Origin of the sequence: Macromonas nakdongensis, assembly GCF_002837145.1 — a bacterium.
GTDB lineage: Bacteria > Pseudomonadota > Gammaproteobacteria > Burkholderiales > Burkholderiaceae_C > Macromonas_B > Macromonas_B nakdongensis.
Map to the genome: position 1 here is coordinate 15,269 of NZ_NWMV01000031.1, position 11,961 is coordinate 27,229.

Here is an 11,961-nt window from a genome sequence, read left to right on the forward strand (position 1 = left end):
TGGCCGGGCACGGGTTCAGGCGCCCAGCAGAAAGTCCAGCTCGGCCTGGCTGAAGCCGGCGCGGCGGCGCGCCTCGTCGTTGAAGGGGGGCTTGAGCCGCGGTGCACTGTGCCGCCGGGCCAGGACGCGGTAGTGCGCCACCGGCTCCAGCCCCTGCCGTTCGCACAGCCAGCGGTACCAGTGGTTGCCGATTGCGACGTGCCCGACCTCGTCGCGCAGGATGGTGTCGAGGATCTCGATGGCCCGCAGCGCCTCGGGCGTGCCCACCTTGCGCAGCTTGGCCTGGATCAGCGGTGTGGCGTCCAGGCCGCGGGCTTCCAGGGTGCGCGGCACCAGGGCCATGCGCGCGGTGATGTCGCCGGCGGTTTTCTCGCACATGGCCCAAAGGCCATCGTGGGCATCGAAATCGCCGTAGTGCCAGGGGGCGGCGGCGCGCGGCAGGCTTTGCAGGTGGGCGTGCAGCAGGCCGAAGTGTTCGGCCTCCTCGGCGGCCACGCGCAGCCAGTCCAGGTAGAACGTGCGCGGCATGCCGGCAAAGCGCCAGACCGCGTCCAGCGCCAGGTTGATGGCGTTGAATTCGATGTGGCAGATGGCGTGGACCAGCGCGGCGTGGCCCTCGGGTGTGAAAGGCGAACGCTGGGGCACGCGGCCCGGCTCGATCAGCCGGGGGCGTGGGGGCCGTCCCGGCAGGGCCGCCAGGGCGGCGGCCAGCGCCGGCTCGCGTGCTGCCCCGTCCGCCAGTGGGGTGTCGGCATCCAGTGGCAGGGCTTCGGCCTGGGCCCACAGGGCGTCCACCTGTGCGCATTTGCCGGCCGGGTCGGGGCAGGCCAGGGCCGCCAGGGCGGCGCGGCGCAGTTCGCCGGTCGGGTCGGAGGGGAAAGCGTGCATCCGTACAATTCTAGGCATGAGCACATACCAACTCGACGATCAGGCCCCACAGGTCCACCCGACCGCGTTCGTGGCCGACAGCGCCCAGGTGATGGGGGCGGTGACACTGGCCGAAGACAGCAGCGTCTGGTTCGGCACGGTGATCCGGGGCGACACCGAAACCATCGCCGTGGGCCGCGGCAGCAACATCCAGGACGGCAGCGTGCTGCACGCCGACGTGGGTTTTCCGCTGACGGTGGGCGAGAACGTGACGGTGGGCCACCAGGTGATGCTGCACGGTTGCACCATCGGTGACGAGTCCCTCATTGGCATTGGGGCGGTGGTGCTCAACGGCGCCAAGATCGGGAAAAACTGTCTGGTGGGCGCGCGCGCGCTGGTGACCGAAGGCAAAGAGTTTCCAGACGGTTCGATGATCCTGGGCAGCCCGGCCAAGGTGGTGCGCCAGCTCACGCCCGAGCAGATCGAGGGCCTGCGTCGCAGCGCCCAGCACTACGTGGACAACGCCCGCCGCTACCAGCGCGGCCTGAAGAAGCTGGGTTGAGGGAGCGCACGTGTCCGAATTGCACAAATTCTTGTTCGAAGGCCTGCCGGTGCGCGGCATGCTGGTGCGCCTGACCGACAGCTGGCAGGAGGTGTTGCGCCGCCACGCCGAGTCCGGCGCGTATCCGAGTGCGGTCACCGGCCTGTTGGGCGAAATGTCGGCCGCGGCGGTGCTGATGCAGGGCAACATCAAGTTCAACGGCTCGCTGGTGCTGCAGATCATGGGCGACGGGCCATTGAAGCTGGCCGTGGCCGAGGTGCAGCCGAATTTCGGTTTCCGCGCCACCGCCACCGTCACCGGCGAGGTGGCCGACGGGGTGCCCCTGAGCCAGATGGTGAACGTGAACAACCAGGGGCGCTGCGCCATCACCCTGGACCCGCAGGACCGCCTGCCCGGTCAGCAGCCCTACCAAGGCGTGGTGCCGCTGTACGGCGACCGCCGCGAGATGCTGGAAAGCCTGCACGAGGTGCTGGAGCACTACATGCTGCAGAGCGAGCAGCTGGACACGCGCCTGGTGCTGGCCGCCAACGACCAGATCGCCGCGGGCCTGCTGATCCAGCGCCTGCCCAGCACCGGCGAGGCCAACCTCTCGGGCACCGCCGCGGCCCAGGCCCGCGAGGACGCGATCGGCCAGAGCGAGGACTACAACCGCATCGCCATGCTGGCGGCCAGCCTCCAGCGCGAGGAATTGCTCACGCTGGACGCCGACACCATCCTGCACCGCCTGTTCTGGCAGGAGCCTTTGCAGCGCTTTGTACCGGCCGAGGGGCTGGTGCGGCCGCGCTTCTCGTGCACCTGCTCGCGCGAGCGGGTGGGGCGCATGCTGCATGGACTGGGGGTGGCCGAGGTCGAGTCCATCCTGTCCGAGCGCGGCGAGGTGGAGGTGGGGTGCGAGTTCTGCGGGGCCAAATACCGGTTCGACCCGGTGGACGCCGCACAGATTTTCCTCAGCCAGCCGCAGCAGCCTCCGGCGTCCGATCGCCTGCAGTGACGCGCTCGGCGCGTTGCGCCAGCAGATCCTGGAACAGCCGGTGTTCGCACGCTGCGTCCAGGCAGTCGGCGCAGGAACGGCGCAGGCGCCGCATGGGGCTGGGGGCCGGCGCCCAACCCAGCGCCTGCAGCACCGCCGGCGTGTGCCGGCCCGCTTGCGGGTAAATGACTTGGTGCGGCAAACCGGCCCCTGACAGGGCCAGGCGGAAGGCGTCTTCGGTGGCGCTGGCCTGCGCATCTCGGGCATCGGCGGCGAGCAGGAGGCCGCGCGCGCTGCCGGGTGCGCGGCGCCAGTCGGTCCAGTTGCGGGAAGCCTGACAGGCCATCAGGTCTTCGTGGGCCTCCCAGGTTGTGCCCGGGGCGGCGTTGGGGTGCTGCCGGCACTCGCGTGCGACCTGAAGTGCGCCCTGGCCCAGCAGGAGCACCCGCCCGGGGGCGGCCGGTGCGCTCATGGCGTCGGCCGGTTGATCTGCACGAAAATTTCGTTCGGCTTGACCATGCCGAGTTCCTGGCGCGCCATTTCCTCGACCATGTCCAGGCCCTCGCGCAGGTCGCGCACCTCGTTGGCCAGTTGTTCGTTGCGCCACTGCGCCTGGGCATTGGCCTGGTCGTGCTGCGCCAGCTCCTCGCGCTGTGCCCGGACCTGGGGCACGCTGCCGCGCCCCCACCACAGCTGGCCGTGCAGGATGCCCAGCAAGACCAGCAACAGCACCGCGACCAGGCGTGCGTTCATGGTGGGGGGCTCGAACGTGCGCGCGATCAGCGCAGGTTGTAGAACGCGTCGCGGCCGGGGTAGGAGGCGACGTCGCCCAGGTCTTCCTCGATGCGCAGCAGCTGGTTGTACTTGGCCATGCGGTCGGAACGGCTCATGGAGCCGGTCTTGATCTGCAGCGCGTTCAGGCCCACGGCGATGTCGGCGATGGTGCTGTCTTCGGTTTCGCCCGAGCGGTGGCTGATCACGGCGGTGTAACCGGCGCGCTTGGCCATTTCGATGGCTTCGAAGGTCTCGGTCAGGGTGCCGATCTGGTTGATCTTGATGAGGATGGAGTTGGCGATGCCTTTTTGGATGCCTTCCTTCAGGATCTTGGTGTTGGTGACGAACAGGTCGTCGCCCACCAGCTGCACCTTCTGGCCCAGGCGCTCGGTCAGGTGGGCCCAGCCGTCCCAGTCGCCTTCGTGCATGCCGTCTTCAATGGAGATGATGGGGTATTTGTCGACCCAGGTGGCCAGGATGTTGGTCCACTCTTCGGCGCTCAGCACCAGGCCTTCGCCTTCCAGGTGGTACTTGCCGTCCTTGTAGAACTCGGAGGCGGCGCAATCCAGGCCCAGGGCGATCTGCTCGCCGGCGGTGTAGCCGGCCTTGTCGATGGCTTCCAGGATGAGCTGGATGGCGGCTTCGTGGTTGGCCACGGAAGGGGCAAACCCGCCTTCGTCGCCCACGGCGGTGCTCATGCCCTTGTCGTGGATGATCTTTTTGAGCGCGTGGAACACCTCGGCGCCCCAGCGGATGGCTTCGCGGAAGGAAGGCGCGCCCACCGGCAGGATCATGAACTCCTGGATGTCCAGGTTGTTGTTGGCGTGGGCGCCGCCGTTGATGACGTTCATCATCGGCACCGGCATTTGCATGCTGGTGCTGCCGCCGAAGTAGCGGTACAGCGGCAGGCCGGCTTCTTCGGCGGCGGCGCGGGCCACGGCCATGGACACGGCCAGCATGGCGTTGGCACCCAGGCGGCTTTTGTTCTCGGTGCCGTCCAGGTCCAGCAGGGTGCGGTCGAGGAAGGCTTGTTCCGAAGCGTCCAGGCCCAGCACGGCCTCGCTGATTTCGGTGTTGATGTTTTCCACGGCTTTCAGCACGCCCTTGCCCAGGTAGCGGCCCTTGTCGCCGTCGCGCAGCTCGATGGCTTCGCGGCTGCCAGTGGAGGCGCCCGACGGCACGGCGGCGCGACCCATCACGCCGCTTTCGAGCAGCACGTCGCATTCCACGGTGGGGTTGCCACGGCTGTCCAGCACTTCGCGGCCGACGATATCAACGATTGCACTCATGGATTACCTTTCGATGTTTGAAACTGGGGTGGGTCAGAACACGGGCTGGGCCACGCCTTCGACCAAAATCATGTTGAAAAACTGGGTGGCGCCTTCGCGCTGGGCCCGGGCCTGGCGGTACATCTCGCCGTCGTAGAAAGCCTTGGCCTGTTCGTAGCTGGGGAAGCGCAGCATGGCCATGCGCGACGGGGTCCAGTCGCCTTCCAGCACTTCGTTCCGCCCCCCGCGCACCAGGTATTCGCCGCCGGCCGCTTGCACGGCGGCCGGGGCCTCGGCCATGTACCGTTGGTACTGTTCGAGGTCGGCAATCTGCATGTCGACGATGAGGTAGGCGCTGGGCATGGCGGCGTGTCAGGCGTTGAAATGGTTTTCCAGAAAGCCGCTGCGCTTGGTGACCTGGTCGAGTTGCACCAGTGTTTCCAGCAGGGCTTTCATGTGCTTGAGTGGCACGGCGTTGGGGCCGTCCGACCAGGCTTGCGACGGGCAAGGGTGGGTTTCCATGAACAGGCCGGCCACGCCCGCGGCCACGCCGGCACGGGCCAGCACCGGCACCATCTCGCGCGCGCCGCCGCTGACGTTGCCCAAGCCGCCGGGCTTTTGCACCGAATGGGTCACGTCGAACACCACCGGGGCGCCGGACTTGCGCATCTCGGCCAGGCTGGTCATGTCGGCCACCAGGTTGTTGTAGCCGAAGCTGACGCCGCGTTCGCAGGCCAGGAAGTTGTCTTCGGGCAGGCCCACTTCGCGCGCGGCGTCGCGGGCCTTGTCGATGACGTTTTTCATGTCCCACGGGGCCAGGAACTGGCCCTTCTTGATGTTCACCGGCTTGCCCGACTGCGCCACGGCGCGGATGAAGTCGGTCTGGCGGCACAGGAAGGCGGGGGTCTGCAGCACATCGACCACGCTGGCCACTTCCTTGACCTGAGATTCGTCGTGCACGTCGGTCAGGATGGGCAAGCCCAGTTGGCGGCGCACCTCATCAAGAATTTTCAGGCCCTTGTCCAAGCCCACGCCGCGCTGGCTACTGCCCGAGGAGCGGTTGGCCTTGTCGAAGGAGCCCTTGTAAATCAGCGGGATGCCCAGGGACGTGCAGATTTCCTTCAACTGGCCGGCCACGTCGAGCGACATCTCCAGCCCCTCGATGGAGCAGGTGCCCGCGATGAGGAAGAAGGGCCGGTCCAGCCCGACGTCGAAGCCGCAGAGTTTCATGTCAGCCTCCGCAGAGCCGCCTCAAGGGGGGTGAGACCCCCTCGGGGGGCAGCGAGCAAAGTGAGCGTGGGGGCCATCAGATTTTGGCCTTGTGTTGCGCCAGCCCGGCCTTGACGAAGGCGTTGAACAGCGGGTGGCCGTCCCAGGGGGTGGACTTGAACTCGGGGTGGAACTGCACGCCCACGAACCACGGGTGTACGGACTGGGGCAGCTCGACGATTTCGGTCAAGTGCTCGCGCTGCGTGAGCGCGGAAATCACCAGGCCAGCGGCGCGCAGTTTGTCCAGGTACTGGGTGTTGGCCTCGTAGCGGTGGCGGTGGCGCTCGGTCACCACGTCGCCGTAGATTTGGTGGGCCAGTGTGCCGGGGGCCACGTCGGAGCTTTGCGCGCCCAGGCGCATGGTGCCGCCCAGGTCGGAACTGGCGTCGCGCTTCTGGATGCTGCCGTCGGCGTCCTGCCACTCGTCGATCAGGGCGATGACGGGGTGCGGTGTGTGCGGGTCGAATTCGGTGGAGTTGGCGCCCGCCAGGCCGGCCTGGTGGCGGGCGAACTCGATGGTGGCGACCTGCATGCCCAGGCAGATGCCGAGGTAAGGCACCTTGTGTTCGCGGGCGTAGCGGGCGGCGGCGATCTTGCCTTCCACGCCGCGCTTGCCGAAACCGCCGGGCACCAGGATGGCGTCGAACTTCGCCAGCACCTGGGCCACGTCCTGACTTTCCAGGGTTTCGGAATCGATGTAGGTGATCTGCGACTTGACGTGGTTGCGCATGCCGGCGTGGCGCAGCGCCTCGTTGACGGACTTGTAGCTGTCCGACAGGTCCACGTACTTGCCCACCATGGCGATCTGCACCGTGGCCTGCGGGTTTTCCACCTCGAACACCAGGTCGTCCCAGCGTTTCAGGTTGGCCGGCGGCGTGTTCAGGCGCAGCTTGTCGCAGATCAGGCCGTCCAGGCCCTGTTCGTGCAGCACGCGCGGCACTTTGTAGATGGTGTCCACGTCGGGCATGGAGATCACGCCCCAGCTGTGCACGTTGGTGAACAGGCTGATCTTTTCGCGCTCGTCGTCGGGAATCGGGCGGTCGGCGCGGCACAGCAGCGCGTCGGGCTGGATGCCGATTTCGCGCAGCTTCTGCACCGTGTGCTGGGTCGGCTTGGTTTTCAGTTCGCCGGCGGCGGCAATCCACGGCACGTAAGTCAGGTGCACGAAGGCCGCGTTGTTGGGGCCCAGGCGCAGGCTGAGCTGGCGCACCGCTTCAACAAACGGCAGGGATTCGATGTCGCCCACTGTGCCGCCGATTTCCACGATGGCCACGTCCACCGCCTCGGGCGTGCCGTAGCCGGCGCCGCGCTTGACGAATTCCTGGATCTCGTTGGTCACGTGCGGAATCACCTGCACGGTCTTGCCCAGGTAGTCGCCGCGGCGTTCTTTTTCCAGCACCGACTTGTAAATCTGGCCGGTGGTGAAGTTGTTGGCCTTCTTCATCCGGGTGTTGATGAAGCGCTCGTAGTGGCCCAGGTCCAGGTCGGTTTCGGCGCCGTCGTCGGTCACGAACACCTCGCCGTGCTGCATGGGCGACATGGTGCCGGGGTCCACGTTCAGGTACGGGTCCAGCTTGATGAGGGTGACTTTGAGGCCGCGCGATTCGAGGAGCGCAGCCAGCGAGGCGGAGGCGATGCCCTTGCCCAGAGAGGACACCACGCCACCGGTCACGAATACAAATTTGGTCATGTCGCAGGCGAGCCAAAGCGGCCCGCGGGTGAGGAAATGGGGATTATAAAAGTAGGTGTACATTCCCGCCCATGAACGACCTCGCCGGCAAACACATCGTCCTGGGCCTCTCGGGGGGCATCGCTTGCTACAAATCGGCCGAGCTGTGCCGTTTGCTGATCAAGGCCGGGGCCACGGTGCAGGTGGTGATGACCGAGGCCGCCACCCAGTTCATCACCCCGGTGACGATGCAGGCCCTGAGCAACCAGCCGGTGTTGCTGAGCCAGTGGGACGCGCGCGAGCCGAACAATATGCCGCACATCAAGCTGGGGCGCGAGCCGGACGCCATCGTGATCGCTCCGGCCAGTGCTGACTTGCTGGCGCAACTGGCGCAGGGCCGCGCCGCCGACCTGCTGACCCTGACCTGCCTGGCCCGCCCGCTGGAGCGCACGCCCCTGCTGCTGGCGCCGGCCATGAACCGCGAGATGTGGGCGCACCCGGCCACCCAGCGCAACGTGACGCAACTGCGTGCCGACGGCGCGGTGGTGCTGCCCGTGGGCCAGGGCGACCAGGCCTGCGGCGAAGTGGGCGACGGCCGCATGCTGGAGCCCGAACAGCTGTGCGATGCCCTGATCGCCCACTTCCAGCCCAAGTGGCTGGCGGGCCAGCGCGTGCTGGTGACGGCCGGCCCCACCTTTGAAGCCATCGACCCGGTGCGCGGCATCACCAACCACAGCAGCGGCAAAATGGGCTTTGCCATTGCCCGGGCGGCGCAGGAAGCCGGTGCCGAGGTGACGCTGGTGGCCGGCCCGGTGCACCTGCCCACGCCCTGGGGCGTGCGGCGCGTGAACGTGCAGTCCGCCCTGCAGATGCAGGCGGCGGTGCAGGCCGAGGTGGAGGGTGCCACGGTGTTCGTGGCCGCCGCCGCGGTGGCCGACTGGCGTCCGGCGTCGGCGGCCGACCAGAAGCTGAAGAAAGATGGTTCCGGCCTGCCGCCGGCGCTGGACTTTGTGGAGAACCCCGACATCCTGGCCGGCGTGGCCCAGGGCGAACGCGCGCGCTGCGGTGCACTGTACTGCGTCGGTTTTGCCGCCGAAAGCCACGACCTGCTGGCCCACGCCCAGGCCAAGCGCGCCCGCAAGGGCGTGCCGCTGCTGGTGGGCAACATCGGCCCGGCCACCTTTGGTCAGGACGACAACGCGCTGCTGCTGGTGGACGCCGAGGGCTACCGCGAACTGTCGCACGCACCCAAGCTCAATCTGGCGCGCCAGTTGGTGGCCGAGATCGCCCGGCGCCTGGGTGCCGCGGCTCAAGTTTGATCCGGATTTTTTGACAGGCGGGCAGGAGCGCCCGACAATAAACATCAGTCAATGTTTATTAAATGATGTTCGGTCGGTCGTATCCGGCCCGAATGCCACCCAGGAGACCCGCATGACCCGTCCATTTCTCCTTTCCCTTCGCGCTGGTGCGTCCGCCGTGGCGGCCGATGCGGCCTGGTCGCGCCGCCGTTGGCTGTGGGGGGCGGGCGGCATGGGCCTGGCCGGCGCGGGCCTGATGGCGGTGCCCGAGGTGCGGCTGTTCGCCCAGCAGGTGCAGGATTTCATTGCCGGCCCGCCGGTGCCCGACGTGCCGGCCGAGCGCCTGTCGGAGCACGTCTGGATGGTGTACGCCAAAGACGGTTTCCCCACCCCCGAGAACCAGGGGCTGATGGCCAACGTGGTGTTCGTGTTGACCTCGGCCGGCGTGGTGGTGTTGGACAGCGGGTGCTCCCTGCAGATCGGTGAGATGGCGATTCGCATGATCCGCCGCGTCACCGACCGGCCGGTGGTGGCGGTGTTCAACAGCCATTACCACGGCGACCACTGGCTGGGCAACCACGCTTTCGTCAAGGCCTATGGCGCCAACCTGCCCATTTACGCCCTGCCGCACACGATCGAGCAGATTCGGGGGGCCGAGGGCAGCCTCTGGCGCAGCCTGATGGAGCGCTGGACCAACCAGGCCACCCTGGGCACCCAGGTGCACGCGCCCAACCGCCCGACCGAACACGGCCAGACCTACCAGTTCGGGGACGTGACCCTGAAGATGCATTTTTACGGTCGCGCCCACACCCATTCCGACCTGTGCGTGGAGGTGGTGCAGGACCGGCTCACCTACGTGGCCGACATCGCCATGGACAACCGCATCGCCAACCTGGACGATGGCTCCTACGTCGGCACGTTCCGGTATTACGAGGCGATCGCGAAGGCCGCCGGCGAGCAGCTGTGGGTGCCGGGCCACGGTCGCCCCAGCAAAACCCTGCTGAAGGACTACGGCACCTTCATGGCCGGCATTTACGAGCCCTGCCTGAAGGCGGTGGAGGCCGGCCAGGGGGTGGAAGAGGCCAAGGCCGCGGTGTTGAAAGACCCGCGCGTGGCCCGCCGCGCCAAGCAGATGGCGGGTTTCGACAGCAACATCGGCAAGTACGTCAGCCTGGCGTACCTGGAGGCGGAGAAGGCGGCTTTTTGAGCGCTTCCTTGAACTGCCACCACGGCAGCAGGCTGCGCAGCGGGCGCACCTGGCCGCTGTGGTCGGGGGTGTAGCCGGGCAGTTGCTCGAACTGCTGCAGCCACGGGGGCGAGGCCAGCACCGTGCGCAAGGCCTGCACGGCGGGTTGCTCCAGGGCGGTTTTCAGGCAGACCAGGTGGTAGTGCTCGGTGAGCAGGGGCACGAAGTCCAGGCCACGGGCGCGCGCGGCGGCTTCGGTGCCCAGGCCCGCGTCGGCCGTGCCGCTGGCCACCGCCAGCGCCACCGCGCTGTGTGAGGGTTCGCAGCGGTCGTGGCCCGACAGCATCTCGGCCGTCAGCCCGGCTTCGGCCAGCAATTCGTCGAGCAGCACGCGGGTGCCGGCGCCCGGGGCGCGGTTGACGAAGCGCAGCTTCCACTTGGCGATGCGGGCCAGGCTGTCGATGCGCAGCGGGTTGCCCGGCGCCACCATCAGGCCCTGCACCCGCGTGGCAAAGCCGATCAGCTTGTGCAGGCCCGGCTGCAACAGCGGCTGGTAGGTGCGGCCGGTCAGGCTGTCGGCTGCGGGGGTGCTGCGGGCGTGGAAGCCGGCCAGGGCGCAGCGCCCTTCGTTGAGGGCGCGGATGGCGTCCACGCTGCCGCAGAACTGGATGTCCAGGTGCAAGGCCGAGGTGGTGGCGGCGAAGTCCTGCAGCCGGGGCAGGGCGTCGTCGTGGCTGGCGTAGAGGCTGAGCACGTGGGCCGTCGGCTCGAAGGCCAGCGCCAGGGTGCGCTCCAGGTCGGCGCGCAGGGCCTCGATCTTGGGGGCCAGGCGGGCCTGAGCCAGGCGCTCGGTCCACAACAATTTGTCGGCGAAGGCGGTGAGTTGCGCCGCCTGGCCGCGCTCCCACACGATCAGTTCCTGCCCGAGCAGGCGCTCCCACTCTTTCAGTTGTCCCCACACGTGGCGGTAGGACAGACCCACGGCCCGCGCCGCGCCCGAGATCGAGCCCTGGGTGCGCACGGCGTAGAGCAATTCGATCAAGGGGTTGTGGATGAGCGCTTCCTGGTCGCGCAGGGCGCTGAGCTGGTAACTGAGTTGCACTTTGCGCATGCCCGCGAGTGTGCACCAGCGGCCCGGTGGGCGTCAGTGCCTTATGCATGGATGTGCATACCTGGGCAACACCGAGTGCGCGACCGTGGCGTGCCCGCTAGGATGCGCCTGACATGAACACCTTCAGCGACAGCATCGCCATGGCCGCCTCACTGGTGGTGGCGCTGGACCCGACCCTGTGGACGGTGGTGGGGCGGTCGCTGGCGGTCAGCGGGCTGGCCTGCCTCTTGGCCAGCGCGCTGGGGCTGGCGGTGGGCAGCTGGCTGGCGGTGGCCCGCTTTGCCGGGCGTTCTGCGCTCATCACCGGGCTCAACACCGCCTTGGCCATGCCTTCGGTGGTGGTGGGGCTGGTGGTGTACCTGCTGCTGTCGCGTTCCGGGCCGCTGGGTTTCCTGGGCTGGCTGTTCAGTTTCCAGGCCATGGTGCTGGCCCAGACCCTGCTGGTGTTGCCGGTGGCCATGGCCTTGAGCCGCCAAGTGGTCGAAGACACCGAGCGCCAGCACGGCGAACAGCTGCGCTCCCTGGGAGCGGGCACGCTCGGGCGCGCCGCCCTGCTGGCCTGGGACGAGCGCTATGCCTTGCTGACGGTGGTGATCACGGTGTTCGGCCGGGCCGTGGCCGAAGTCGGGGCGGTGATGATCGTGGGCGGCAACATCGATGGCTTCACCCGGGTGATGACCACTTCGATCGCGCTCGAAACCAGCAAGGGCGATCTGCCCCTGGCCCTGGCCTTGGGGGTGCTGCTGCTGGCGGTGGTGCTGCTGTTGAACGCGTCGGTGGGCGCCGTGCGCCGTTGGCGGGAGCGCGCCGACACCGGTGTGGCGGGGGCGGTGCCGGCATGAGGGCCGTGCTGGGCAGCGAATGTGTGGCCCCCGCTGCGGGCCACCGCGGTGACGGAGGAGCGGTGTTCGAATGGCAGGGCGTGGACGTGTACCTGGGGGCCGCGCGCCAGGTGCATGCCTTGCGGGGGCTGGACCTGCGCATCGA

13 protein-coding genes are annotated in these 11,961 nt (G+C 68.0%); 5 read left to right on the top strand and 8 right to left on the bottom strand.

Features of this window, described 5'->3' with window-relative positions:
* Nucleotides 1-15: 15 nt before the first annotated feature.
* Nucleotides 16-888 (bottom strand): ferritin-like domain-containing protein, encoded by an 873-nt coding sequence (locus CON77_RS05895; RefSeq protein WP_101048206.1) that lies wholly within the window; start codon nucleotides 886-888, stop codon nucleotides 16-18.
* A gap of 16 nt (nucleotides 889-904) precedes the next feature.
* Here CON77_RS05895 and CON77_RS05900 point away from each other — a divergent pair, with 16 nt between their 5' ends.
* Nucleotides 905-1,429 carry a gamma carbonic anhydrase family protein gene (locus CON77_RS05900; protein ID WP_101048207.1) on the top strand — a complete coding sequence of 175 codons (525 nt, stop codon included), beginning with the start codon at nucleotides 905-907 and terminating at the stop codon, nucleotides 1,427-1,429.
* 10 nt (nucleotides 1,430-1,439) lie between these two features.
* Entirely contained in the window at nucleotides 1,440-2,420 is a 981-nt protein-coding gene (hslO, locus tag CON77_RS05905) for an Hsp33 family molecular chaperone HslO (protein WP_101048208.1), read from the top strand.
* Here hslO and CON77_RS05910 read toward each other — a convergent pair.
* The 6 genes from CON77_RS05910 to pyrG form a co-directional block, all read right to left on the bottom strand.
* Nucleotides 2,377-2,871 (bottom strand): hypothetical protein, encoded by a 495-nt coding sequence (locus CON77_RS05910; protein WP_101048209.1) that lies wholly within the window; start codon nucleotides 2,869-2,871, stop codon nucleotides 2,377-2,379. The genes hslO and CON77_RS05910 overlap by 44 nt on opposite strands.
* Nucleotides 2,868-3,152 carry an FtsB family cell division protein gene (locus CON77_RS05915; protein ID WP_101048210.1) on the bottom strand — a complete coding sequence of 95 codons (285 nt, stop codon included), beginning with the start codon at nucleotides 3,150-3,152 and terminating at the stop codon, nucleotides 2,868-2,870. Before CON77_RS05915 ends, CON77_RS05910 begins: the two co-directional genes overlap by 4 nt.
* Before the next feature lie 26 nt (nucleotides 3,153-3,178).
* The gene (gene eno / locus CON77_RS05920; RefSeq protein WP_101048211.1) at nucleotides 3,179-4,462 is read right to left on the bottom strand and encodes a phosphopyruvate hydratase; all 1,284 of its coding nucleotides are present in this window, start codon (nucleotides 4,460-4,462) and stop codon (nucleotides 3,179-3,181) included.
* Nucleotides 4,463-4,495: 33 nt separating this feature from the next.
* A complete protein-coding gene (locus CON77_RS05925) occupies nucleotides 4,496-4,804 on the bottom strand; it encodes a DUF1330 domain-containing protein (RefSeq protein ID WP_101048212.1) in 309 nt (102 codons plus the stop codon).
* A 9-nt stretch (nucleotides 4,805-4,813) separates the two neighbouring features.
* Nucleotides 4,814-5,671 (bottom strand): 3-deoxy-8-phosphooctulonate synthase, encoded by an 858-nt coding sequence (gene kdsA, locus CON77_RS05930; protein WP_101048213.1) that lies wholly within the window; start codon nucleotides 5,669-5,671, stop codon nucleotides 4,814-4,816.
* Nucleotides 5,672-5,747: 76 nt separating this feature from the next.
* Nucleotides 5,748-7,400: a CTP synthase gene (gene pyrG / locus CON77_RS05935; RefSeq protein WP_101048214.1), complete on the bottom strand. Its 1,653-nt coding sequence runs from the start codon at nucleotides 7,398-7,400 to the stop codon at nucleotides 5,748-5,750.
* Between the two features lie 71 nt (nucleotides 7,401-7,471).
* Here pyrG and coaBC point away from each other — a divergent pair, with 71 nt between their 5' ends.
* Both coaBC and CON77_RS05945 read left to right on the top strand, forming a co-directional pair.
* Nucleotides 7,472-8,698 carry a bifunctional phosphopantothenoylcysteine decarboxylase/phosphopantothenate--cysteine ligase CoaBC gene (gene coaBC / locus CON77_RS05940; protein ID WP_101048215.1) on the top strand — a complete coding sequence of 409 codons (1,227 nt, stop codon included), beginning with the start codon at nucleotides 7,472-7,474 and terminating at the stop codon, nucleotides 8,696-8,698.
* Between the two features lie 112 nt (nucleotides 8,699-8,810).
* Complete coding sequence (locus tag CON77_RS05945; protein ID WP_232788421.1) at nucleotides 8,811-9,884, top strand: MBL fold metallo-hydrolase; 1,074 nt, start codon at nucleotides 8,811-8,813, stop codon at nucleotides 9,882-9,884.
* Here the strand turns inward: CON77_RS05945 and CON77_RS05950 are convergent.
* Nucleotides 9,844-10,974: a substrate-binding domain-containing protein gene (locus tag CON77_RS05950; RefSeq protein WP_101048216.1), complete on the bottom strand. Its 1,131-nt coding sequence runs from the start codon at nucleotides 10,972-10,974 to the stop codon at nucleotides 9,844-9,846. The two genes, CON77_RS05945 and CON77_RS05950, sit on opposite strands and share 41 nt — an antisense overlap.
* A gap of 113 nt (nucleotides 10,975-11,087) precedes the next feature.
* Here CON77_RS05950 and CON77_RS05955 point away from each other — a divergent pair, with 113 nt between their 5' ends.
* On the top strand, nucleotides 11,088-11,816 hold the full coding sequence (locus tag CON77_RS05955) for an ABC transporter permease (protein WP_101048217.1): 729 nt from the start codon (nucleotides 11,088-11,090) through the stop codon (nucleotides 11,814-11,816).
* The last annotated feature ends 145 nt before the right edge of the window (nucleotides 11,817-11,961 follow it).

Coding starts and splice junctions, on each gene's coding strand:
- CON77_RS05895 (WP_101048206.1), bottom strand. CDS start 888: ATGCACGCTTTCCCCTCCGACCCGACCGGCGAACTGCGCCGCGCCGCC.
- CON77_RS05900 (WP_101048207.1), top strand. CDS start 905: ATGAGCACATACCAACTCGACGATCAGGCCCCACAGGTCCACCCGACC.
- CON77_RS05910 (WP_101048209.1), bottom strand. CDS start 2,871: ATGAGCGCACCGGCCGCCCCCGGGCGGGTGCTCCTGCTGGGCCAGGGC.
- CON77_RS05915 (WP_101048210.1), bottom strand. CDS start 3,152: ATGAACGCACGCCTGGTCGCGGTGCTGTTGCTGGTCTTGCTGGGCATC.
- eno (WP_101048211.1), bottom strand. CDS start 4,462: ATGAGTGCAATCGTTGATATCGTCGGCCGCGAAGTGCTGGACAGCCGT.
- CON77_RS05925 (WP_101048212.1), bottom strand. CDS start 4,804: ATGCCCAGCGCCTACCTCATCGTCGACATGCAGATTGCCGACCTCGAA.
- kdsA (WP_101048213.1), bottom strand. CDS start 5,671: ATGAAACTCTGCGGCTTCGACGTCGGGCTGGACCGGCCCTTCTTCCTC.
- pyrG (WP_101048214.1), bottom strand. CDS start 7,400: ATGACCAAATTTGTATTCGTGACCGGTGGCGTGGTGTCCTCTCTGGGC.
- coaBC (WP_101048215.1), top strand. CDS start 7,472: ATGAACGACCTCGCCGGCAAACACATCGTCCTGGGCCTCTCGGGGGGC.
- CON77_RS05945 (WP_232788421.1), top strand. CDS start 8,811: ATGACCCGTCCATTTCTCCTTTCCCTTCGCGCTGGTGCGTCCGCCGTG.
- CON77_RS05950 (WP_101048216.1), bottom strand. CDS start 10,974: ATGCGCAAAGTGCAACTCAGTTACCAGCTCAGCGCCCTGCGCGACCAG.
- CON77_RS05955 (WP_101048217.1), top strand. CDS start 11,088: ATGAACACCTTCAGCGACAGCATCGCCATGGCCGCCTCACTGGTGGTG.